Origin of the sequence: Pseudomonas sp. PDM15, assembly GCF_014851565.1 — a bacterium.
GTDB lineage: Bacteria > Pseudomonadota > Gammaproteobacteria > Pseudomonadales > Pseudomonadaceae > Aquipseudomonas.
Window position 1 is genome coordinate 759,034 of record NZ_JACVAA010000002.1, and the last position, 21,587, is coordinate 780,620.

Genomic DNA, 21,587 nt, shown 5'->3' on the forward strand with positions numbered 1-21,587 from the left:
TCATGACGCCGCAACGTGCCTTTTTTCACCGAGGCCGCCGTCCCAGTTTCAGCAGGCTCACGCAGCGAATTGCGTGAGACGGTTACAACCAATATTCGTCCACCCGTGTCCAACATGTAGCCGGCAGTAACATCGCTCCGAGAAGCGACCGGTTAGGAAACGAGGCTCACAATGAACGCACCCATCGCGATTATCGGTACCGGCCTGGCGGGCCTCTCCGCCGCCCAGGCCCTGCATGCGGCAGGGCTGGAGGTCGAGCTGTTCGACAAGAGCCGCGGCAGCGGCGGACGCATGGCCAGCAAGCGCAGCGACGCCGGCTCGCTGGACCTCGGCGCCCAGTACTTCACCGCCCGCGACCGCCGCTTCGTCGAAGTGGTACAGCAGTGGCAGGCCCGAGGCTGGGTCGCCGAGTGGAACCCGCAGCTCTACCACTACAACGAGAACGGTCTGCGGCCCTCGCCGGACGAGCAGGTGCGCTGGGTCGGTACGCCGCGCATGAGCGCCGTCAGCCGCGCGCTGCTCGGCGCCCTGCCGGTGCACTTCGCCTGCCGTATCACCGAGGTGTTCCGCGGCGAGCAGCACTGGAGCCTGCAGGACGCCGAGGGCAACAGCCACGGCCCCTACAGCAGTGTGATCATCGCCACCCCGGCGCCGCAGGCCACCAACCTGCTGGCCGCCGCGCCCAAGCTGGCCGGCGCCGCCGCCAGCGTGATCATGGAACCGACCTGGGCCGTGGCCCTGGGCTTCGAGCAGCCTCTGGATACCCGCGTCGAGGCCTGCTTCGTGCAGGGCGGCGCGCTGGACTGGCTGGCCCGCAGCCGCAGCAAGCCAGGCCGCGATGGCAGCGTCGACACCTGGGTGCTGCACGCCAGCAGCGTCTGGAGCAAGCAGCACCTGGACCTGCCTAAGGAGGCGGTGATCGAGCAGCTGCACGGCGCCTTCGCCGAGCTGATCGGCTGCGCCCTGCCCGCCCCGACCGTCTCCCTGGCCCATCGCTGGCTCTATGCACGCCCGGCCAGCGCCCACGAGTGGGGCGCCCTGGCCTACGCCGACCTGGGCCTGTACGCCTGCGGCGACTGGTGCCTGTCCGGCCGGGTGGAAGGCGCCTGGCTCAGCGGCCAGGAGGTGGCGCGACGGCTGCTGGAGCACCGACAGTGACGCCCGAGCGCATCAACCCGCGCAAGCTGCTGCTGTCGAAATGGACCGCGCGCCAGCCACGCCAGCGCGAGAAGCATTTCCTCGTGATCGAACTGCACCGCGACGAGGAAGGCAACGTGCTGGCCGTGGAGCTGCAGGCCGTGCTGACGCGGCGCAGCGAGCGCATCGACTGGCACCAGCTAGAAGATGGCGAGCACTGGCAGATGGGCTGGATATAGCCCCTGTGGGACAATGCCGCCCCCACCCGCCGAAACCTCCACCATGCGCCAGAAAGCTCACCCGCCCCGCCAGCCCAAAGCCGTCGTCAAAGGCCAATTGCACCCACGCAACCGCCACCAAGGGCGCTACGACTTTCCCAAGCTGATCGAGGCCAGCCCCGAGCTGGGCCGCTTCGTCATCCTCAACCCCTACGGCAAGCAGAGCATCGACTTCGCCGATCCCGAGGCGGTGAAGGTGTTCAACCGCGCGTTGATGCGCCAGCTGTACGGCATCGCCCACTGGGACATTCCGCCGGGTTACCTGTGCCCGCCGATTCCCGGCCGCGCCGACTATCTGCACGGCCTGGCCGACCTGCTAGCCGAGAGTAACGACGGCGCCATTCCGCGCGGAAAGGCGGTGCGCTCGTTGGACGTCGGCACCGGCGCCAACTGCATCTACCCGCTGCTCGGCCACAGCGACTATGGCTGGCGCTTCCTCGGTTCGGACATCGACCCGGTGGCCCTGGCCGCCGCCCGCGTCATCGTCCAGGCCAACGGCCTGGCCGAGGTCATCGAACTGCGCCAGCAGAGCGAGCCGCAGCACATCTTCCAAGGCCTGCTGGCCAGCGGCGAGCGCTTCACCCTGACCCTGTGCAATCCACCCTTCCACGCTTCCGCCGCCGAGGCGGTGAGCGGCAGCACGCGCAAGTGGAAGAACCTCGGCAAGCTCGATCCCAAGCGCAAGCTGCCGGTGCTGAACTTCGGCGGGCAGAGCAACGAGCTGTGGTGCGAGGGTGGCGAGGCGGCCTTCCTGCGGCGCATGGCGCGCGAGAGCGCGGAGGTGGCCGGCCAGGTGCTGTGGTTCAGCAGCCTGGTGTCCAAGGCCAGCAACCTGCCCGGCCTGGAAGCGGCGCTGAAGAAGGCCGGCGCGCTGGAAGTGCGCCAGCTGGACATGGCCCAGGGCAACAAGCAGAGCCGCTTCGTCGCCTGGACCTTCCATGAGGTCGGGGCGCGACGCGCCTGGCTGAACGGTAGCATCGCCGACAGCGCCAACTGACTATGCTGAAGGGGCAACAGCCTCCGGGAGTCCGGGAGTCCCCATGCGCTGGAAAACCCTGCTGACGATCTGCTGTCTGTCCTGGTGCCTGACCACCCAGGCGGAACCGCGCGAGCTGCAGATCAGCGTCGGCGACTGGCCACCCTACCTGTCCCAGGAATTGCGCCACAGCGGCGTGATCGCCCACATCATCAGCGACCTGTTCGCCGAAGAAGGCTACAAGGTCAGCTTTCGTTTCCTGCCCTGGCCACGCGCCTACTCGGCGGCCGCCGCCGGCAAGTTCGACGCTACCGGCGTGTGGATGCACAAGGGCGAGCGCGAGGCGGACTTCCTGTTCAGCGCACCACTGCTGGACGAACGCTTCGTGTTCTTCCACCTCAAGTCGCAACCTTTCGACTGGCACAGTTTCGACGACCTCGCCGGCATGACCCTGGGCGGCGGTCTGGAATACAGCTACGGCCCCGACTTCGACGCCTTCCTGGCCAAGGGCAAGGTGCACATGGAGCGGGTCTCCAGCGACCAGCAGAACTTCGAGAAACTGCTCAAGGAGCGGGTGGTGCTCTACCCCCAGGAGATCAACGTCGGCTACGCCGCGCTGAGCCGCCACTTCACCCCGGCGGAACGCGCCCGGGTCACTCACCACCCTCGGCCGCTGCTGATCAACCGCAGCTACCTGATGCTGCCCAGGAGCCTGGCCGGCAGCGAGGACCTGCTGCTGCGCTTCAACCAGCGCCTGCAGGCGTTCCGCGACAGCGGGCGCTACGACCGTTACTTCCAGGACCTGCAGGCAGGCAAGTACATGCTCACCGAGGAAGAGGCGACTCAGGCGTCGACCGAATAGGCGGCAGCTTGCGCGCTACATCGCCCACTCGTTGACCACCATGTGCGTCTTCACCCGCTGCATGCCGGGGAAGCTCTCGATCACCCCGCGGATCTCGGCCAGACGCGCCATGCTCGCCGCTTCCACCTGCACCAGCATGTCGGTCTCGCCGCTGATGCCGCAGCACTGGCGGATCTCCGGGTAGGCACGCATGCGCTCGACGTAGTCCTGGCAGCGGCCGTCCTTGTAGAACAGCTCGAGGAAGGCCTTGACCCCGCCGTCGCCAGACTCGGCCACCTGGGCGTGGTAGCCGCGGATCACCCCGCTCTGCTCCAGCTGGCGAATGCGCTCGCCGACGGCCGAACGGGACAGGCTGATTTCGCGGGCGATCTGGCTGACGGAGGTACGCGCATCCTGGCGCAGCAGGGCGATGATCTGGCGATCGAACTTGTCCACGGTGGTTCTCGGCAGCAGGCAGTTTGACGGTGGATTCCGCCAGTTTGCCGGTGAACGGCGGCGACCTGCCCGAGGCGGCGCGCTTAACATGGCGGGATCGAAAGGAAGGAGCGAGCATACATCATGAGCCGGCTGAACAAGGAACTGGGCCTGCTGCAGGGCATCGCCCTGCTCAGTACCTCGCTGCTGGGCACCGGCATCTTCGTGGTGCCGGCGCTGGCCGCCACCGCCGCCGGCAGCGCCTCGCTCTGGGCCTGGCTGATCCTGATCGCCCTGGTGCTGCCGGTAGCCTTCACCTTCGCCCAGTTGGGCAAGCGCTTCCCCCATGCTGGCGGCGCGCCGCACCTGATCGGACGCGCCTTCGGCGGGCGCATGGAGCGGCTGATCGCCTTCCTGTTCCTCGCCGTGCTGCCGGTCGGCCTGCCCGCCGCGCTGAACATCGCCACCGGCTTCTGGCAGGCGGTGTTGCCGATTGGCAAGGGCGAGGCGCTGCTGATCCAGTTCGTCACCCTCGGCGCCATGCTCCTGCTCGGCCAGCGCCCGGCCCGCGCCAGCGGCGTTGTGCAGGGGCTGATCGCCCTGGCGATCCTTGGCACGGTCGGCCTGGTGTGGTGGGTCGGCGACCTGCCGCTGGCCAGCCAGCCGCTGCTGCCAGAGATCGACGGTTCCTGGCAGCTGATCCCTGCAGCGCTGGGCGTGATGTTCTGGTGCTTCGTCGGCATCGAGGCCTTCACCCACCTGGGCGAGGAGTTCAAGCACCCGCAGCGCGACTTCCCCCTGGCCCTGCTGCTCGGCGTGCTGCTGGCCGGCCTGGTGTACTGGGGCTTCTCGGTGGCGGTACTGAGCTTTGGGGTGTACGGCGACGTGCACAGCGACGCCACCTCGCTGCCGCGGCTGATGCACATGCTGCTCGGTGATGAGGCGCGCTGGCTGGTGGCGGCGGTGGGCTACCTGGCCTGCTTCGCCTCGATGAACGTCTATGTGCAGGGCTTCGCCCGGTTGATCTGGAGCCTGGCCGACGAAGGCAAGCTGCCCTCCTCCCTCGCCCCGCTCAACCGTCACGGCGTACCGGCGCGCGCCCTGCTGGTGGTGGTGCTGATCTGCTGCCTGTGCGCCACCCTGGCCGCGGTAATGCAGCTGTCGGTGGACGACCTGATCCGCTACGCCAACGGCAACTTCATCGTCGTCTACCTGCTCAGCATGGCCGCCGGCTGGGTGCTGCTGCGCGGCCTCTGGCGCTGGATCGCCGGTTTCAGCACGCTGCTCTGCTGCCTGGTGCTGGTGGCCCTGGGCGTGGAGGCGCTGTATGCCCTCGGCTTGCTGGTGCTGCTGGCCGCGCTGGGTTACTGGCACGATCGCCGCGGATCGGTTCTCGCCTCGCGCGGCTGAACGGTGAGCGAGTGGCCCGGGCCGGCTATCCTCTGCCAGGGATAGCCACAAGGACCGACCATGCGCCGCATTCTCCGCGACCTGAAAATCCTCATCCTCGCCAACCTGTGGATAGTGCCGGTACTCGCCGGCCTGGTCGGCGCGCTGTTCTATTTCGTCGCCCCGCCGCCGCCCATGCATGCGCGCATGGCCACCGGTGCGCCGGGTGGCGGCTACCACGCCTTCGCCGAACGCCTGCGGGCCGAGCTGGAGCAGCAGGGCTTCGAGCTGGAGCTGGTGCAGAGCCAGGGCTCGCGCGACAACCTGGCCAAGTTGGGCGAAGGCTCCGTCGAACTGGCCCTGGTGCAGAGCGGCCAGGAGCTTGCGCTGGACCAGGAGGAGCGGGACAAGCTGGCCGGCCTCGGGGTGATGTACCGCGAGCCGCTGTGGCTGTTCACCGGGCGCAAAGTGAAGTTCGAGCGCCTGGCCGACCTGATGAAGCTGCGCCTGGCCATCGGCTCGGAAGACAGCGGCACCCAGGCGGTGACCGCCGCCCTGTTCGCCGCCAACCGCATCGAGCCTGGCGCCTATCCCAAACAGTGGCAGGCACTGGGCGGCAGCCGCGCCGCCGATGCGCTGGTGAAGGGTGAGCTGGACGCCGCGTTCTTCGTCGGCCCGGCGGAGAACCCGCTGATCCAACGCCTGGCCGCCGAGCCCAAGCTGCGCCTGGTCAGCCTGCGCCGCACCGAGGCCTACCTGGCGCGCCTGCCCTACCTGAGCCGCCTGGAAGTCGGCGAAGGCATGCTGGACATGGCGCGCAACACCCCGGAGCGCGACATCGTCACCCTCGGCCCTGTGGCCACCCTGGTGGCCGGCGAGAGCTTCCATCCCTCGCTGACCCCGCTGATCCTGGAAGCAGCCAAGACGGTGCTGAAGAACGGCAGCCTGCTCGACCCGGCCGGCAGCTATCCGGTGCGCCCGCCGCTGTCACTGCAGACCCTGAGCGAGGCCGACTATTACTACGACAAGGGCCTGCCGATCCTGCAGCGCTACCTGCCGTTCCGCATCGCCTCGCTGGCCGACCGCTACATCATCCTGGCCATCCCGCTGCTGGTACTGCTGTTCCCGCTGTTCAAGGCCATCGGCCCGATCTACCAGTGGCGCATCCGCGCGCGCATCTACCGCTGGTACAAGCACCTGCGCGAGATCGACCAGCAGCTGTACAAGGGCAAGCTCAATGGCGATATCGGCGCCGAGATCGAGCGCCTGGAGAAGCTGGAGGACGAGCTGGCGCGGGTGGAAGTGCCGCTGTCCTACTCCAGCGAACTGTACGAGCTGCACATGCACCTGCGCTACATGATCGAGCGCCTGCATGCAGTGCAGCACCGTCAGGCGTCAGCAGCGGTGCAATAAAAAGCCCCGCCGCGGCGAACCGTGGCGGGGCTCTTGTCAGCAGGCGTGGATCACTTGATCCAGTGCTTGCCCCAGTGGGTGATGTCGTAGGCCTGGGCGGCGCGCTTCAGGCTCGGGCCCGCTGCCTTGCCGGCCTCGATCTCGTCATCGATCGCCTTGGTGGAATGCGACAGCCAGCTGGTGACGAACGCCATGGCGTCGCCGTTGATCTCCAGCGCACGCATGTCGATGTTGCCCAGGTTGTCGCAAGCCGCGTGGTAGCAAGGGTCGAGGGCGATGCCGGCAGTGCCGCCGTAACGCGCGGCCTGCTCCTCGGTCTTCAGCTCCTCGGCGCCGGTGAACAGGCCGCCGAAGGCGATGCCGTCGGTGAAGAACTGCGCGTAGTCGGAGCGGAAGGTGATTTCGTCACCCTCGAATGGCAGGCCCCGCAGCTTGTAGTACTCCTCGAACAGCTTCTCGATGGCCGCGGAACCGGGTGGGCCTTCCAGGCCGAAGGCGGAACCGTCACCGTCATAGATGAAGTAGCCGAAGTTCGGCGAGGCGATCATGTCGAAGTTCAGGTAGGCCTTGATCTTCGCCTTCTCCTCCGGCGGCAGCTGGGTCACATAGTAGGTCGAACCCACCAGCCCCGACTCCTCGGCACCCCACCAGGCGAAGCGCAGCTTGTTGGTCGGCCGCACCTTGCGCAGCTGCACGGCCAGCTCCAGCAGCGCCGCGCTGCCCGAACCGTTGTCGTTGATGCCCGCACCCTCGAATACCGAGTCCAGGTGCGCACCGGCCATCACCACGTTGTTCGGGTTGCCATGCTTCGATTCGGCCACCAGGTTCTGGGTCTGGGTGCGCTCGCGCACCACGTCGGTGACCATGCGCAGCTGAAGCTCGGCCGTCTGGGCCAGGCCAACACCCACGTCATAGGTGGTGAACAGCACCGGAATGCCACCGGCATAGGCGTCGCCCAGGGTGGCGTTGATCAGACCCTTGCGGTCCTCGGTGTCGCCCTGGTTGAACACCACCACGCCGACGGCGCCGGCGTTGGCAGCGTTCTCGGCCTTGATCGCGAAGTTGCAGCTACCGCGTTGCAGCAGGGCGATGGAGCCCGCCGGGAAGCCGGTGAAGTCGGCCTCCTCGCAGCCGCTGCTGGACGTGTTGCCGGCACCGAGTGCGATGTCCACCGGCACCACGGTGCTGGTGACATCACCGGCATCGGTCTGCGACAGGTAGGTGAAGTCCACCTCCCATTCGAAGGTTTCCGGGCTCGGCGCCACGGCCTGCAGCGTGCCCGGCCCTTGCGGGTAGAAGGCGCTGAACGGGAAGGCCTGCAGCGTGACCCGGTATCCGGCGCGCTCCAGGGTTTCCTTCACATAGTTCAGCGAGCCGTCGTAACCCGGCAGGCCGGCGGCACGATTGCCGCCGTTGGCCAGGGCCACGTCGTGCAGCATCTGCAGGTGCTGCTGGGTGTTTTCCGCCTGCATGCAGCGCGGCAGCAACAGCGGTGAGCTGTTGAGGAGGCCGGCGCGGCACTCCAGCGGGCCGAGGCGAGTCGGGCTCCAGAGTTTGTCGAAGACTTGCGAGAGATCCTGAGGTCCGGCGGCGAGCGCCGGGGCGGCCGCGGAGGCCAGAAGAGAAGCAAACAGCAGCTTTTTCTTGTAATGCATGGGTCTTTCTCCAATCCGTATTTGGAGCAAATGGATGCGGCGGCGCTTGTGGCGCCGCCGCGGGCCGTCCCTTTACTGCGTCGTGTGGACGAAAAAACAGTAGACGTACATTTCCTGGGAAGCGAAGCGGGGTAGCGACTTTTATCCGAAATATTGCGGTGGATCACCGAAGATAGCGGCACTAAGCCATCACCCGACTGGCCAGAGACCCGCCACGGGCCGTTGTCGGGTAGACTCCTCGCCCTGTTCCGAACCACCGAAGACCGATACCCATGCCGATCCGCCACTGCATCGTCCACCTGATCGACAAGAAGCCCGACGGCTCGCCGGCCGTGCTGCACGCACGCGACTCCGAGCTCGCCGCGTCGCAGGCCATGGAGAATCTGCTGGCTGATCTCAACGAGAGCTACAACGCCAAGCAGGGCAAGGCCTGGGGCCTGTTCCACGAGGAATCCGGCGCCTACCCGTTCAGCGGCTGGCTGAAGGCCTACCTGGATGGCGAGCGCGACTTCACCGCCTTCAGCCGCCAGGCCGTGGAGCAGCTGCAGAAGCTGATGGAGGAGTCCAACCTGTCCACCGGCGGCCACGTGCTGCTGGCCCACTACCAGCAGGGCATGACCGACTACCTGGCCATCGCCCTGCTGCACCACAGCGAAGGCGTGACTGTGACCGAGGCGCTGGACGTGGCACCGGCCAAGCACCTGGACCTGAGCCAGCTGCACCTGGCCGCGCGCATCAACATCTCCGAGTGGCGCAACAACGCCAACTCCAAGCAGTACATCTCGTTCATCAAGGGTAAGAACGGCAAGAAGGTCTCGGACTATTTCCGCGACTTCATCGGCTGCCAGGAAGGCGTCGATGCGCCGAGCGAGACCCGCACCCTGCTCAAGGCCTTCAGCGACTTCGTCGAGAGTGAGGACATGGCCGAGGAGCAGGCCCGCGCCAAGACCGAGACACTGGTCGACTACGCCACCAGTCAGGCCAAGATCGGCGAGCCGATCACCCTCGACGAGCTTTCCGGACTGATCGACGAGGACCGCCCGCGCGCCTTCTTCGAGCACATCCGCAACAAGGATTACGGCATGGCCCCGGAATTCCCGGCGGACAAGCGCACCCTCAACCAGTTCCGCCGCTTCACCGGCCGCGCCGAGGGCCTGTCGATCAGCTTCGAGGCCCACCTGCTGGGCTCGAAGATCGAGTACGACGAGGCGCGCGACATGCTGATCATTCGCCAGGTGCCGACGCAGCTGAAGGATCAGTTGAAACGGCGCAAGGACTAATCGCCGCCCATGAAAAAGCCCGGCCAATGCCGGGCTTTTAATTGCCGCGCAGTCAGAGCGCTTCGATACGGAAGCCCAGGCGCGGGAAGTGCACATGCACCACGCCCGCGCGCTCGTCCTCGCGGCGCAGGATCAGCTCCTCGGCGCCGGCGAACAACAGCTCGCCCTCCACCGGATCGACACCATAGTCGGTGGCGGCGATCTTCACCCGCTGGCCAGCCTGGAAGCCGTTGGGCTCGGCGAACTGCTCATCCGGCAGAGCCGCCGGGGTGGCTGCACGGGCGATCTCGATGGCCTCGGCGGAACTCAGCTCGCTGGCCGCACCGTGGCCGAAGCCGAGTACACGGCCGAGCCAGGCACTGACATTTGGGTAGGCGTCGACCAGCGGCGCGGTGACCGGGGTGCCCTTGAGGAACCACAGGCAGTGGGCCAGGGAGAAGTCGGCCAGCGACGGCTCGCCGAACAGGAAATCACCCTCCTCACGCGCCAGTTGCTGCTCGACGCGGGCCATGATGCCCGGCCAGTTATGCTTGGCCACGTCGGCCGGGATGCGGGTCGCAGTGCCGCCACTGAACAGTCCGGCGCGGTCGGCGATAAAGGCCTTGACCGCCTCTGGCGGCAGCTTGGCGAAGCGCAGTGCCACGGATTCGGGCTGGAACACCAGGCTCACCGCATGCTGGAACACCACCGAGTCGACCCACTGGGCGAAGCTGGCGACGACGAATTCCTGGCCCTCCGGGAACAGCGCCGGAACACTCTTCTCGGCCTCCAGGCGACGGGCGATCAGCGCGGTGTCGCAATAGATGTCGGCGCCGATCTGCAGCACCGGGGTCTTGCGGTAACCGCCGGTAAGGGCCAGCAGATCGGGCTTGGGCATCACCGCCGGAATCATCACCGAGCGCCAGGACAACTGCTTGAAGCCCAGCAGCAGGCGGCCCTTTTCGGCGAACGGCGAGGTCGGATAGTGGTGCAGGATCAACTCGTGCATGACGGGCTCCGTGTCTATGTGATGAGCCAGCTTAACTCCACGGTCGGCGCCGGCCTACCCACTCAGACTGATAGGGCGCTATCAGCTTCTTCCATGATGAAGGCGGCAACCAGGCGCTCCTTGGCGGTCTTGGCCAGTGCCTTGATCGCTCGCTCGCGACGCAGCGCAGCGCTCTTGTCCTTGCAGCGCTCGATGTACACCAGCGCCTGCGCCGGGCTGGAGTGGAAGAAGCGTGCGCCCTTGCCGCTGCGGTGCTGTTCGAAGCGCCGCCGCGGATCGTCGCTGATGCCGCAGTACAGCGCGCCGTTCTCGGCACGCACCAGGTAGACGGACCAGGGCTTGGGTGAAGGAGTATCGGTCATGGCTCGGCAGCGCAGTGCGGGGCCGCCGAGCTTACGCCAGTCAGCGCCCGGCCTGCCAGGCGCGCAGCCCGCCCATGGCCTGCTTGCGGATGGCGTTCTGTACCGGCGCCAGCCAGCCGAGCAAAACACCCTTGGCGCCCAGCGCCTGGCGGGACCAGCGCCACAGGTCGAAGCGGTCGCGATGCTCGACGATATTGCCGCCCTCGAAGCGGAAGCTGGCCTCGATATGGTTCTCCACCATGCGCCCGGTCTGACTGAACAGGTAGGTCGCCACCCAACGCGCGCGGCCCTGCTGGTCGTCCGCTTCGAGCACTTCGTAGGTCAGGGAAAACTGCTTGGCGCGGGCGCAGAGCATGCGCCACATGTCGCCGGCGTCTCGGCCCTTGAGGTCACGGAATACCGGGTCGGAGAACTCGACATTGTCCGCGTAGCAGGCGGCCATGGCCTCGGCATCCTGGCGCTGGAAGGCCTGATAGAAACGGTCGATCAGTTCGGCATTGGGGTGGGCCATGGCAACGCTGCTCCGGGTTGTGATGGGCAGAGTATGGTCGCGCAGACTGCAACCGGCGATTGGCGATAAAGACAACTTTGTGTCAATAATCGCCATATGATCCGTATCGCCCTCTACACCTGCGCACAGACCGCGCTCTCCAGCCTGAGCATGGCCGACGACGCCTTCCGCCTGGCCAACCAGTTGGCCGGCGAGCAGTTGTTCGAGCTGCAGCGGGTCAGCGCCGATGGCCAGCCGGTGCAGCTGGGTTATGCGCAGCTGCGCGTGGATGGCGACCTGCGCCTGGCCGAGCAGGCCGACCTGTTGCTGATCCCCGCCACCGGCAGCGCACTCGATCGAACGCTGGAACACAACGCCACCTTGCTCGCCTGGCTGGCCGCCCGACCACAGCACCAGCAACTGGCCAGCCTGTGCAGCAGTGCCTGCCTGCTGGCCGCCGCAGGCCAGCTGGACGGCCGCCGCGCCACGACCCACTGGGCCCTGGCGGACAACTTCCGCCAGCGCTTCCCCAGGGTGCGCCTGCAGATCGACCAGCTGTTCACCGAAGACGACAACCGCTTCTGCTCCGGCGGCGCCCAGGCCGGCCTCGACCTGTGCCTGCACCTGATCGCCGTGCATGGTGGCGACTGGCTGGCCCAGCGCGTGGCCGGCGCCCTGGTGGTGGAGCGCGAGCGCAGCGGACAGAGACGCTTCGCCCCACTGCTGCCGATGGCCGGGCAGGACGATCCGCTGATCGCCCCGCTGTTGCGCTGGCTGCAGCAGCACCATGCCCAGGCCATCGACCTGCCGCTGCTGGCCGAGCGCGCCAATTGCTCTACGCGCACCCTGCTGCGGCGCTTCAAGGCGGCCACCGGCCTGACGCCCAACGACTACCTGCAGCGCCTGCGCATCAGCGCCGCGCAGAGCGCCCTGCGTAATCCGGCGCGCTCGCTGGAACAGGTCGCCGCCCAGGTCGGCTACGCCGACCGCGCCACCTTCGCCAAGCTGTTCAAGCAGCTGTGCGGCGAGACGCCCGGCGCCTTCCGCAAGCGCCTGCGCCAGACGCTCGCCGAATAGCGGACAAAGAAAAAGGAGCCCGAGGGCTCCTTTCTTTTTAGCGCGACACGGATCAGTGCAGGATCTGGCCGAGGAACAGCTTGGTCCGCTCGTTCTGCGGGTTGTCGAAGAACGCATTGGGCTCGTTCTGTTCGACGATCTCGCCGCGGTCCATGAAGATCACCCGATCAGCCACGGTGCGGGCAAAGCCCATCTCGTGAGTCACGCAGAGCATGGTCATGCCGTCCTGGGCCAGGCCAACCATGGTATCCAGCACCTCCTTGACCATTTCCGGGTCGAGGGCCGAGGTCGGCTCGTCGAACAGCATGATCTTGGGCTTCATGCACAGGGCGCGGGCGATGGCTACGCGCTGCTGCTGGCCGCCGGAGAGCTGGCCCGGATACTTGTGCGCCTGCTCGGGAATACGCACGCGCTCGAGGAAGTGCATGGCGATCTCTTCGGCCTTGCGCTTGGGCATCTTGCGTACCCACATCGGCGCCAGGGTGCAGTTCTGCAGCACGGTCAGGTGCGGGAACAGGTTGAAGTGCTGGAACACCATGCCCACTTCGCTGCGGATCGCCTCGATGTGCTTGATGTCGCTGGTCAGCTCGGTACCATCGACGACGATGCGCCCCTGCTGGTGCTCTTCCAGGCGGTTGATGCAGCGGATGGTGGTGGACTTGCCGGAACCCGACGGGCCGCAGAGGACGATACGCTCGCCCTGCTGCACGTTGAGGTTGATGTCCTTGAGCACGTGGAACTGGCCGTACCACTTGTTCACGCCTTGCAGCTGAATGATCGGCTCGGCAGCGGTTTCTTTCTTAACTTCGGTCATGGTCTATGACTCCTAACGCTTGTGGCCGGTGTCCAGCTTGCGCTCCAAACGCATGGAGTAGCGGGACATGCCGAAACAGAAAATCCAGAACACCAGGGCGGCGAACACGTAGCCCTCGGTAGCCATGCCCAGCCAGGCCGGATCGGTGGTCGCCTGCTTGATGCTGTTGAGCAGGTCGAACAGGCCGATGATGATCACCAGGCTGGTGTCCTTGAACAGGGCGATGAAGGTGTTGACGATGCCCGGGATCACCAGCTTGAGCGCCTGCGGCAGGATCACCAGCCCCATGGTCCGCCAGTAGCCCAGGCCCATCGCCGCGGCCGCCTCGTACTGTCCCTTGGGGATGGCCTGCAGGCCGCCACGCACCACTTCGGCGATATAGGCAGACTGGAACAGGATCACCCCGATCAGGGCGCGCAGCAGCTTGTCGAAGGACAGGCCTTCGGGCAGGAACAGCGGCAGCATCACCGAGGACATGAACAGCACGGTGATCAGCGGCACGCCGCGCCAGAACTCGATGAAGGTCACGCAGATCACGCGGATCGCCGGCATCTTCGAGCGCCGGCCGAGGGCCAGCAAGATGCCCAGCGGCAGCGCGCCGGCGATACCGACGGCGGCGATCACCAGGGTCAGCATCAGGCCACCCCACTGGCTGGTCTCCACCTCGGTCAGGCCGAGGAAGCCACCGTGCAGCAGCCAGAAAGCCAGCAGCGGGTAGACGACCAGGAACAGCAGCCCGTAGCTGGCCTTGCGCGGCATCGCCGGGATGAACAACGGCGCCGCGCCGATCACCGCCAGCCATACGGTCAGATCCACGCGCCAGCGCAGCTCTTCCGGGTAGAAGCCGTACATGAACTGGCTGAAGCGCTCCTTGATGAACACCCAGCAGGCGCCCTCGCTGGTGCAGTCGGCACGGGTAGTGCCGGTCCAGTCGGCCTGGAACACCGCCCACTTCAGCAGCGGCGGCACGATCAGCCAGACCAAGTAGATGGCCAGCAGGGTCAACAGGGTGTTGAACCAGCTGGAGAACAGATTGGACCGCAGCCAACCGACCACCCCCACGCTCATGCGGGGCGGCGGCAGGCTGGGGCGAAACTGATGAACTTCCATGCGCTTCTCCTTACCGCTCGATCAGCGCGATGCGCTTGTTGTACCAGTTCATCAGTATCGAGATGCTGATGCTGATGGCCAGGTACACACTCATGGTGATGGCGATGACCTCGATGGCCTGGCCGGTCTGATTCAGGGTCGTACCGGCGAACAGCGAGACCATGTCCGGGTAGCCGATGCCGGCCGCCAGCGACGAGTTCTTCACGATGTTCAGGTACTGGCTGGTCAGTGGCGGAATGATCACCCGCAGTGCCTGCGGCACGATCACCAGACGCAGGGTCTTGCCGGCCGGCAGGCCCAGGGACCGGGCCGCCTCGGTCTGACCGTGGCTGACCGCCTTGATCCCGGAGCGCACGATTTCGGCGATGAAGGCCGCGGTGTACACGGTCAGCGCCAGGGTCAGTGCCATCAGTTCGGGAATCAGCACCCAGCCTCCACGGAAGTTGAAGCCCTTGAGCTCCGGCACCGTCCAGTGGAAGGGATCACCGAACACCAGCGAGGCCAGGCTCGGCAGCCCCACTATCAGGACCAGGCTGACAATCAGGGTCGGGAAGCCCTTGCCCGTGGCCTCGAAGCGCTGGCGCGCCCATCGGGCGAGGAACCAGACGGCGACCAGCGCCACGACCACGGCGATGAGGAAGGGCCAGAAGCCTTCGGCCATCGCTGGCGACGGCATGTTCAGACCGCGGTTGCTGAGAAAGAAGGTGTCACCGAGGCTGACGCTCTGCCTTGGGCCGGGCAGCGGCAGGAACACGGCGAAATACCAGAAGAAGATCTGCAGCAACGGCGGGATGTTGCGGAAGGTCTCGATATAAACGGTGGCCAGCTTGCTGATCATCCAGTTGGGCGACAGTCGCGCCACGCCGAGGATGAAGCCGAGGATGGTGGCGAACACGATGCCGATGCCGGCGACCAGCAGGGTATTGAGCAGGCCGATGACGAAGACGCGGCCGTAGCTGTCGCTCTCCGTGTAATCGATCAGATGCTGGGAGATGCCGAAGCCGGCGCTCTGCTCCAGGAAGCCGAAGCCCGACAGGATGCCGCGCTGGGCCAGGTTGTGCTGGGTGTTGTGGAACAGGTACCAGCCGATCGCCACGACGGCGATGACTGCGATGATCTGGAATAGCCAGCCGCGCACCTGTGGATCGGTCCAGACCGACCCGCGTGGGCGCGAAATATTGGCGGGATTTTGCATAGCGGCCCTCATACAAACTCCGCGCCCGTGGATTGCGGCGCGGAGTTCACGAAATCAGGAACACCATCGCCCCACGAGGGGGCGATGGCAAAGGGGATCAGCGCACCGGCGGTGCGTACTGCATGCCACCCTTGTTCCACAGGGCATTGAGACCACGCTCGATCTTCAGCTCGCTGCCGGCACCGACGTTGCGATCGAAGATTTCGGCGTAGTTACCGACTTGCTTGACGATCTGTACGGCCCAGTCCTTCGGCAGCTTTAGATCCTTGCCGAAATCACCCTCTGCGCCCAACAGGCGAGCGATGTCCGGGTTCTTGGTGGTCTTGGCCATTTCTTCCACGTTGGCGGAAGTCACGCCCAGTTCCTCGGCGTTGAGCTGTGCGTACAGGCTCCAGCGCACGATGTCGAACCACTCCTCGTCACCCTGACGTACGGACGGGCCGAGCGGCTCCTTGGAGATAACTTCCGGCAGTACGACGTAATCGTCCGGCGCGGCCAGCTTGATGCGCTGGGCGTACAGCTGCGACTGGTCGGAGGTCAGCACGTCGCAACGGCCGGACTCCAGCGACTTGGCGCTCTCGTCGGAGGTGTCATAGGTAATGGGGGTGTACTTCAGGCCGTTGGCGCGGAAGTAGTCGGCCAGGTTCAGCTCGGTGGTGGTACCGGCCTGGATGCACACGGTGGCGCCGTCCAGTTCTTTGGCGCTGGAAACGCCGAGCTTCTTGTTCACCAGGAAGCCTTGACCGTCGTAGTAGGTCACGCCGGTGAAGTTCAGGCCCATGGCTGCATCACGCGAGCTGGTCCAGGTGGTGTTGCGCGACAGCACGTCGACTTCGCCGGATTGCAGCGCGGTGAAGCGCTCCTTGGCGGTCAGTGGGCTAAATTTCACTTTGGAGGCGTCACCGAATACGGCGGCAGCCACGGCACGGCAGATATCCACGTCGATACCCAGGTAGTTACCCTTGGCGTCGGCGTAGGAGAAACCGGGCAAACCATCGCTGATACCGCACTGCACGTAGCCTTTCTTCTTCACCGCATCCAGGGTCGCACCTGCATGAGCGAAACCGCTCACACCGAGCACCGCAGCCGTGGTCAGTACTGCCAGGGTGGATTTCACCATCTTCATCAAAACCTCCAAGTGTTCTTGTTTGGTCGAGTCTCGGTCCTGCCGCCGTACCCTTGTGAGGCACGTTCGATCCCGCCACCATGGCAGGATCAACCGGGGTGCGAACCTGAAGGGAGTCTAGATGCCGATCCGCAGACCGGCGAATGACCCTTTCATCTCCGTAGGTCTTACGGGAAAGAGACGCAGCAGATTTGTCCGGCTTCCCGCTCTAGAACGGCCCCCGCCGGACCCGCTTCTTACAGCAAGGTGCGTACCAATTCCGTGACCGGACGGTATTGATTGCAGGTCAAGAGGCAAACTTTTGCCGTTGCGACATCTTATTAAGTGATTCAACGAACCGAAAAAAGCATGGCGCACCAAAAATGCCCACGCGCACCACAATGGAGCAAACATGCAAGAAGCCCTGCTACTGGAGCCCGCAATCGCGGCCGATTCCTGCGTCATCTGGTTACACGGCCTGGGCGCCGACCGTTACGACTTTGAGCCGGTGGCGAAGATGCTGCAGCAGCAACTGCCTGCCACGCGCTTCGTGCTGCCGCAGGCGCCTACACGGCCGGTCACCATCAACGGCGGCTGGGCCATGCCCAGCTGGTACGACATTCTGGCCATGAGCCCGGCACGGGCGATCGACAAGGAACAGATGGAAACCTCGGCGCAGACGGTGATCTCACTGATCGAAGCCCAGCGCGACAGCGGCATCGACCCGGCGCGGATCGTCCTGGCCGGTTTCTCCCAGGGCGGCGCAGTGGTCTATCACACCGCCTTCCTGCGCTGGCAGGGCCCGCTGGGCGGGTTGCTGGCGCTGTCCACCTACGCCCCAACCTTCCCCGAGGAGCTGCAGGTGGACGCTGCGCGCCGCCAGCTGCCGGTACTGTGCCTGCACGGCAGCCACGACGACGTGGTGCCCTCGTTCATGGGCCGCACCGCCCACGACGCACTAAAGGCCCAGGGCGTGCCAGTTGCCTGGCGGGAGTATCCGATGGGCCACGAAGTGATGGCGGAGGAAATCCAGGACATCGGCGCCTGGCTGAAACAGGTGCTGAAAGTCGGATAAACGCGTCAAGGCTCCGTCGAGAAGTTCCGGCAACGCGCTAAGTGGGCGTCGAAAGGTCAAGCAGCCGCCGGGGCGGGGTAACCCCGTCCACCGCTTGCGACCGCTGGTCGGACCGCTCTAGTCCGAGCATTGCGTAGGTAATATTGCGGAGCATAAGGTCACTCCTAGGTGTTCGCCCTACGACAGGGAGTGTTTAGCGATGCCCACCCGCAGCAGCCAGACAGGTTATTCATTCTTGCGATGAAAAACGCCAACTGGCAGCAGGATCTCCAGCAGATCAGCCAATTACGACTGTTCCAGAACGTCGCTGCCAGCAGCCTGAAACAGCTGCTGCAGGAATTTCGTGCTTGCGAATTGGAGGCCAGCGAGATCCTGCTGTCGCCGTTCAATCGCAATCAACATCTCTATTTGCTGCTTGAAGGTGAGCTGAAGGTCTACCTCGGCTCCCTCGACAACCAGGCCGTGAGCACCCTGACCCCGGGTGATTGTGCCGGCGAAATCAGCTTCATCGACAACGACTGCCCCTCCGCCTATGTGGTTGCCACCCAGCCGTCGCTGGTCCTGCGCCTGCACCGAGAGTCGCTGATCAAGCTGTTCGACCAGTCGCCGGAACTGATGCAGAACCTGCTGGAACTGCTCTGCGACCGGGTACGCAAGGGCAACCGGATCATTCTCGACAGCGAGCAGAACGCCAACGTCGACATCCTCACCGGCTGCTTCAACCGCCGCTGGCTGGAACACGTCTACGAGCGCGAAAGCACCCGCTGCGCCTTCAGCAACCAGCCGATGAGCATGCTCATGCTCGATGTCGACCACTTCAAGGCGTACAACGACCAGCATGGCCATCTGGCCGGCGACTACGCCCTGTGCCTGGTGGCGCATACCCTGCGCAACCAGCTGCGGCCGAAGGACAGCATGGTGCGTTATGGCGGCGAGGAGTTCGTCATTCTCCTGCCGGAACTGGACGCCAACGAGTCGCGCACCATTGGCGAGCGCCTGCGCCAGAGCCTGGAGCAGATCAGCTCGTTCTATTCGCCGGTAGGCATCCTGCCTGGCGTCACGGTGTCCATCGGCATGGCCCAGATGCAGGACAAGGACGGCCTGGAAAGCCTGATCGCGCGGGCCGACGCGGCTCTGTACAAGGCCAAGCAGCAGGGCCGCAATCGCCTGTTCGGCTGAGCAGGCTGCCTCGCCAAATCCCCCAGCGAAACCGCCAGCCCATCGCCACCCGCTGGCGCGTCTTGTTAGAGTCCGGCGCATAACAACAATGATCGGATGCTCCCATGCGCAAGCTGCTGCTCGTCCTGCTGATCCTCGTGCCGGTTGGGGCGGGTATCTTCTTCACCATCCCTACCCTGCTCGACCGTCAGGCAAACAGCGTGGCCACGCCCGCGCCCTACCCCGCCAGCGACACCGCTGAAAAGCTGCACCAGACCCTGTTCGTCGCCGACCTGCACGACGACGCCCTGCTCTGGCAGCGCGACCTGCTGGAGCGCCACGACTACGGCCATTCGGATCTGCCGCGCCTGCTCGAAGGCAGCGTCGGCCTGCAGGTGTTCTCCACCGTCACCAAGACCCCACGCGGCATCAACTACGAGAGCAACGGCGCCGACAGCGACAACATCACCCTGCTGGCCATGGCTCAGCGCTGGCCGCGGGAGACCTGGAGCAGCCTGCTGGCCCGCGCCCTGTACCAGGCCGACAAGCTGAAGCAGGCGGCAGCGGCCAGCGATGGCCGCCTGATTGTGGTGCACAACCGCAGCGAGTTGAATGCCTACCTGCAGGCCTGGCACCGCGACCCGCAGCGCCTGGCCACCGTGCTGGCCACCGAGGGCCTGCAGCCCATCGAGGGCAAACTGGAAAACCTCGACCGCCTGTACGACGCCGGTTTCCGCATCGCCGGCTTGACCCACTTCTTCGACAACGAGGTGGGCGGCTCGGCCCACGGCCTGGAAAAGGGCGGCCTGACTCCGCTGGGCCGCCAGGTGATCGCCCGCCTGGAGGAGAAGCGCATGCTGATCGACCTGGCCCACGCCTCCAAATCGCTGATCGACGATGTGCTGGCCATAGCCACGCGCCCCGTGCTGGTGTCGCACACCGGCGTCGCCGGCACCTGCCCCGGCCCACGCAACCTCACCGATGACCACCTGCAACGCATCGCCGCCACCGGCGGGGTGATCGGCATCGGCTACTGGGACGCCGCCGTTTGCGAGACCTCGGTCGGCGCCATCGTTCGCGCTATCCGCTATGCCGCGGACAAGGTCGGCGTCGCTCATGTGGCCCTGGGGTCGGACTTCAACGGCACGGTGCACGCACCCTTCGACAGCACCGGCCTGGCGCAGATCACCGAGGGCCTGCAGCGCGCCGGCTTCAGCGACGCCGATATCGCCGCGATCATGGGCAGCAATGTGCGCGACCTGCTCCTGGCCAACCTGCCCAATTGACCGGCCGCTGCCCGCGCAGCATTTCGCCGCGCGGGCTTCTTGCTTTACACTGGCGGCCGTTCATTCCTTGACCAATACGAGACGGCCGTGCTCAAAGCACTCAAGAAAATTTTCAGCAAGGGCGAAGCCGAACAGCCCGCCAGCGTCACTCCCGCCAGCACTCCCAGCGCCCCCGCCAAACCGAGCGCCCCGCGCAATATGCAAGCAAAGGCGGATGCCGAATCCAACGCGCCGCGCGAGGCCAAGAAGCCACGCGCCGACAAGCCGCGCCGCGAGCGCCCGGCCAAACCGGTGGACACCTGGAAGCTGGAAGACTTCGTGGTCGAACCGCAGGAAGGCAAGACCCGCTTCCATGATTTCCGCCTGGCGCCAGAGCTGATGCACGCCATCCACGACCTTGGCTTCCCCTATTGCACGCCGATCCAGGCCCAGGTCCTCGGCCACACCCTGAAGGGCAAAGACGCCATCGGCCGCGCCCAGACCGGTACCGGCAAGACCGCCGCCTTCCTCATCTCCACCATCACCCAGCTGCTGCAGACCCAGGCGCCGAAAGAGCGCTACATGGGCGAGCCGCGCGCGTTGATCATCGCGCCGACCCGTGAGCTGGTGGTGCAGATCGCCAAGGACGCCGAGGCACTGACCAAGTACACCGGCCTCAACGTCATGCAGTTCGTCGGCGGCATGGACTTCGACAAGCAGCTCAAGCAGCTCGAGTCGCGCTACTGCGACATTCTGGTCGCCACTCCCGGCCGCCTGCTGGACTTCAACCAGCGCGGCGAAGTGCACCTCGACATGGTCGAGGTGATGGTGCTGGACGAAGCCGACCGCATGCTCGACATGGGCTTCATCCCGCAAGTCCGCCAGATCATCCGCCAGACCCCGATGAAGGGCGATCGCCAGACCCTGCTGTTCTCCGCCACCTTTACCGAGGACGTAATGAACCTGGCCCGGCAGTGGACGGTGAACCCGGCCATTGTCGAGATCGAGCCGGAGAACGTCGCCAGCGATACCGTCGAACAGCACGTCTACGCCGTGTCCAGCAAGGACAAGTACAAGCTGCTGTACAACCTGGTGACGCAGAACGACTGGCAGCGGGTGATGGTGTTCGCCAACCGCCGCGACGAGGTGCGCCGCATCGAGGAGAAGCTGATCCGTGACGGCGTCAGCGCCGCGCAGATGTCCGGCGACGTGCCGCAGCACAAGCGGATCAAGACCCTGGAAGGCTTCCGCGAAGGCAAGATCCGCGTGATGGTCGCCACCGACGTGGCCGGCCGCGGCATCCACGTCGACGGCATCAGCCACGTGATCAACTTCACCCTGCCGGAAGTGCCGGACGACTACGTGCACCGCATCGGTCGTACCGGCCGCGCCGGCGCCAGCGGCACCTCGATCAGCTTCGCCGGCGAGGACGACGCCTTCGCCCTGCCGCCGATCGAAGAGCTGCTGGGCCGCAAGATCAATTGCGAGATGCCGCCGGAAGAGCTGCTCAAGCCGGTACCGCGCAAGCACTGATTGGCTGCCAC

General features: G+C 65.7%; 21 protein-coding genes. 12 read left to right on the forward strand and 9 right to left on the reverse strand.

All coding sequences use genetic code 11. The annotated features are described in order from the left end of the window. Window positions 1–171: 171 nt before the first annotated feature. Genes IB232_RS07710 through IB232_RS07725 form a run of 4 tightly spaced genes read left to right on the forward strand, consistent with a single transcriptional unit; the run spans window position 172 to window position 3,253 of the window. Entirely contained in the window at window positions 172–1,158 is a 987-nt protein-coding gene (locus IB232_RS07710) for an NAD(P)/FAD-dependent oxidoreductase (protein ID WP_192397920.1), read from the forward strand. Next, window positions 1,155–1,376 carry a TIGR02450 family Trp-rich protein gene (locus tag IB232_RS07715; protein ID WP_192397921.1) on the forward strand — a complete coding sequence of 74 codons (222 nt, stop codon included), beginning with the start codon at window positions 1,155–1,157 and terminating at the stop codon, window positions 1,374–1,376. Before IB232_RS07710 ends, IB232_RS07715 begins: the two co-directional genes overlap by 4 nt. Before the next feature lie 43 nt (window positions 1,377–1,419). Next, window positions 1,420–2,412: a 23S rRNA (adenine(1618)-N(6))-methyltransferase RlmF gene (gene rlmF / locus IB232_RS07720; RefSeq protein ID WP_192397922.1), complete on the forward strand. Its 993-nt coding sequence runs from the start codon at window positions 1,420–1,422 to the stop codon at window positions 2,410–2,412. A gap of 43 nt (window positions 2,413–2,455) precedes the next feature. Beyond that, window positions 2,456–3,253 (forward strand): substrate-binding periplasmic protein, encoded by a 798-nt coding sequence (locus IB232_RS07725; protein WP_192397923.1) that lies wholly within the window; start codon window positions 2,456–2,458, stop codon window positions 3,251–3,253. 15 nt (window positions 3,254–3,268) lie between these two features. Here the strand turns inward: IB232_RS07725 and IB232_RS07730 are convergent, their stop codons facing one another. After that, window positions 3,269–3,688, reverse strand: coding sequence for an Lrp/AsnC family transcriptional regulator (locus IB232_RS07730; protein WP_192397924.1), 420 nt, complete (start codon window positions 3,686–3,688; stop codon window positions 3,269–3,271). A gap of 123 nt (window positions 3,689–3,811) precedes the next feature. Here IB232_RS07730 and yjeH point away from each other — a divergent pair, with 123 nt between their 5' ends. Together yjeH and IB232_RS07740 are read left to right on the forward strand one after the other, a co-directional pair. Next, window positions 3,812–5,077: an L-methionine/branched-chain amino acid transporter gene (gene yjeH / locus IB232_RS07735; RefSeq protein WP_192397925.1), complete on the forward strand. Its 1,266-nt coding sequence runs from the start codon at window positions 3,812–3,814 to the stop codon at window positions 5,075–5,077. 60 nt (window positions 5,078–5,137) lie between these two features. Then, a complete protein-coding gene (locus IB232_RS07740) occupies window positions 5,138–6,469 on the forward strand; it encodes a TAXI family TRAP transporter solute-binding subunit (protein WP_192397926.1) in 1,332 nt (443 codons plus the stop codon). A gap of 50 nt (window positions 6,470–6,519) precedes the next feature. Here the strand turns inward: IB232_RS07740 and IB232_RS07745 are convergent, their stop codons facing one another. Continuing rightward, window positions 6,520–8,124 carry a M28 family metallopeptidase gene (locus IB232_RS07745; RefSeq protein ID WP_192397927.1) on the reverse strand — a complete coding sequence of 535 codons (1,605 nt, stop codon included), beginning with the start codon at window positions 8,122–8,124 and terminating at the stop codon, window positions 6,520–6,522. Window positions 8,125–8,396: 272 nt separating this feature from the next. Here IB232_RS07745 and yejK point away from each other — a divergent pair, with 272 nt between their 5' ends. Next, complete coding sequence (gene yejK, locus IB232_RS07750; RefSeq protein WP_192397928.1) at window positions 8,397–9,404, forward strand: nucleoid-associated protein YejK; 1,008 nt, start codon at window positions 8,397–8,399, stop codon at window positions 9,402–9,404. A 52-nt stretch (window positions 9,405–9,456) separates the two neighbouring features. On the opposite strand, the gene IB232_RS07755 is transcribed toward yejK, so the two are convergent. The 3 genes from IB232_RS07755 to IB232_RS07765 form a co-directional block, all read right to left on the reverse strand. Next, window positions 9,457–10,392: a glutathione S-transferase family protein gene (locus IB232_RS07755; protein WP_192397929.1), complete on the reverse strand. Its 936-nt coding sequence runs from the start codon at window positions 10,390–10,392 to the stop codon at window positions 9,457–9,459. Between the two features lie 62 nt (window positions 10,393–10,454). After that, window positions 10,455–10,754, reverse strand: coding sequence for a GIY-YIG nuclease family protein (locus IB232_RS07760; protein ID WP_192397930.1), 300 nt, complete (start codon window positions 10,752–10,754; stop codon window positions 10,455–10,457). A gap of 40 nt (window positions 10,755–10,794) precedes the next feature. Continuing rightward, a complete protein-coding gene (locus IB232_RS07765; RefSeq protein WP_192397931.1) occupies window positions 10,795–11,265 on the reverse strand; it encodes a nuclear transport factor 2 family protein in 471 nt (156 codons plus the stop codon). A 96-nt stretch (window positions 11,266–11,361) separates the two neighbouring features. On the opposite strand from IB232_RS07765, the gene IB232_RS07770 reads away from it, so the two are divergent. Next, complete coding sequence (locus IB232_RS07770) at window positions 11,362–12,321, forward strand: GlxA family transcriptional regulator (protein WP_192397932.1); 960 nt, start codon at window positions 11,362–11,364, stop codon at window positions 12,319–12,321. A 52-nt stretch (window positions 12,322–12,373) separates the two neighbouring features. Here IB232_RS07770 and IB232_RS07775 read toward each other — a convergent pair whose 3' ends face one another. The 4 genes from IB232_RS07775 to IB232_RS07790 all read right to left on the reverse strand — a co-directional run bounded on the left by IB232_RS07775 (window position 12,374) and on the right by IB232_RS07790 (window position 16,566). After that, entirely contained in the window at window positions 12,374–13,135 is a 762-nt protein-coding gene (locus tag IB232_RS07775) for an amino acid ABC transporter ATP-binding protein (protein ID WP_192397933.1), read from the reverse strand. A 12-nt stretch (window positions 13,136–13,147) separates the two neighbouring features. Continuing rightward, window positions 13,148–14,245, reverse strand: a complete 1,098-nt coding sequence (locus IB232_RS07780) for an amino acid ABC transporter permease (protein ID WP_192397934.1) — start codon at window positions 14,243–14,245, stop codon at window positions 13,148–13,150. Window positions 14,246–14,255: 10 nt separating this feature from the next. Next, a complete protein-coding gene (locus IB232_RS07785; protein WP_192397935.1) occupies window positions 14,256–15,440 on the reverse strand; it encodes an amino acid ABC transporter permease in 1,185 nt (394 codons plus the stop codon). 97 nt (window positions 15,441–15,537) lie between these two features. Continuing rightward, window positions 15,538–16,566 (reverse strand): amino acid ABC transporter substrate-binding protein, encoded by a 1,029-nt coding sequence (locus IB232_RS07790; RefSeq protein WP_192397936.1) that lies wholly within the window; start codon window positions 16,564–16,566, stop codon window positions 15,538–15,540. A gap of 391 nt (window positions 16,567–16,957) precedes the next feature. On the opposite strand from IB232_RS07790, the gene IB232_RS07795 reads away from it, so the two are divergent. The 4 genes from IB232_RS07795 to rhlB all read left to right on the forward strand — a co-directional run bounded on the left by IB232_RS07795 (window position 16,958) and on the right by rhlB (window position 21,576). Beyond that, entirely contained in the window at window positions 16,958–17,620 is a 663-nt protein-coding gene (locus tag IB232_RS07795; protein ID WP_192397937.1) for an alpha/beta hydrolase, read from the forward strand. A gap of 240 nt (window positions 17,621–17,860) precedes the next feature. Continuing rightward, the gene (locus IB232_RS07800) at window positions 17,861–18,799 is read left to right on the forward strand and encodes a GGDEF domain-containing protein (protein WP_192397938.1); all 939 of its coding nucleotides are present in this window, start codon (window positions 17,861–17,863) and stop codon (window positions 18,797–18,799) included. Window positions 18,800–18,903: 104 nt separating this feature from the next. Beyond that, the gene (locus IB232_RS07805; RefSeq protein ID WP_192397939.1) at window positions 18,904–20,064 is read left to right on the forward strand and encodes a dipeptidase; all 1,161 of its coding nucleotides are present in this window, start codon (window positions 18,904–18,906) and stop codon (window positions 20,062–20,064) included. Window positions 20,065–20,151: 87 nt separating this feature from the next. Then, complete coding sequence (gene rhlB, locus IB232_RS07810) at window positions 20,152–21,576, forward strand: ATP-dependent RNA helicase RhlB (protein ID WP_192397940.1); 1,425 nt, start codon at window positions 20,152–20,154, stop codon at window positions 21,574–21,576. Window positions 21,577–21,587 lie beyond the last annotated feature (11 nt).

Coding starts and splice junctions, on each gene's coding strand:
- IB232_RS07725 (WP_192397923.1), top strand. CDS start 2,456: ATGCGCTGGAAAACCCTGCTGACGATCTGCTGTCTGTCCTGGTGCCTG.
- IB232_RS07785 (WP_192397935.1), bottom strand. CDS start 15,440: ATGCAAAATCCCGCCAATATTTCGCGCCCACGCGGGTCGGTCTGGACC.
- IB232_RS07740 (WP_192397926.1), top strand. CDS start 5,138: ATGCGCCGCATTCTCCGCGACCTGAAAATCCTCATCCTCGCCAACCTG.
- rlmF (WP_192397922.1), top strand. CDS start 1,420: ATGCGCCAGAAAGCTCACCCGCCCCGCCAGCCCAAAGCCGTCGTCAAA.
- IB232_RS07780 (WP_192397934.1), bottom strand. CDS start 14,245: ATGGAAGTTCATCAGTTTCGCCCCAGCCTGCCGCCGCCCCGCATGAGC.
- IB232_RS07790 (WP_192397936.1), bottom strand. CDS start 16,566: ATGAAGATGGTGAAATCCACCCTGGCAGTACTGACCACGGCTGCGGTG.
- IB232_RS07770 (WP_192397932.1), top strand. CDS start 11,362: ATGATCCGTATCGCCCTCTACACCTGCGCACAGACCGCGCTCTCCAGC.
- IB232_RS07765 (WP_192397931.1), bottom strand. CDS start 11,265: ATGGCCCACCCCAATGCCGAACTGATCGACCGTTTCTATCAGGCCTTC.
- IB232_RS07795 (WP_192397937.1), top strand. CDS start 16,958: ATGCAAGAAGCCCTGCTACTGGAGCCCGCAATCGCGGCCGATTCCTGC.
- IB232_RS07775 (WP_192397933.1), bottom strand. CDS start 13,135: ATGACCGAAGTTAAGAAAGAAACCGCTGCCGAGCCGATCATTCAGCTG.
- yejK (WP_192397928.1), top strand. CDS start 8,397: ATGCCGATCCGCCACTGCATCGTCCACCTGATCGACAAGAAGCCCGAC.
- IB232_RS07710 (WP_192397920.1), top strand. CDS start 172: ATGAACGCACCCATCGCGATTATCGGTACCGGCCTGGCGGGCCTCTCC.
- IB232_RS07760 (WP_192397930.1), bottom strand. CDS start 10,754: ATGACCGATACTCCTTCACCCAAGCCCTGGTCCGTCTACCTGGTGCGT.
- IB232_RS07805 (WP_192397939.1), top strand. CDS start 18,904: ATGCGCAAGCTGCTGCTCGTCCTGCTGATCCTCGTGCCGGTTGGGGCG.
- IB232_RS07800 (WP_192397938.1), top strand. CDS start 17,861: ATGAAAAACGCCAACTGGCAGCAGGATCTCCAGCAGATCAGCCAATTA.
- yjeH (WP_192397925.1), top strand. CDS start 3,812: ATGAGCCGGCTGAACAAGGAACTGGGCCTGCTGCAGGGCATCGCCCTG.
- IB232_RS07745 (WP_192397927.1), bottom strand. CDS start 8,124: ATGCATTACAAGAAAAAGCTGCTGTTTGCTTCTCTTCTGGCCTCCGCG.
- IB232_RS07755 (WP_192397929.1), bottom strand. CDS start 10,392: ATGCACGAGTTGATCCTGCACCACTATCCGACCTCGCCGTTCGCCGAA.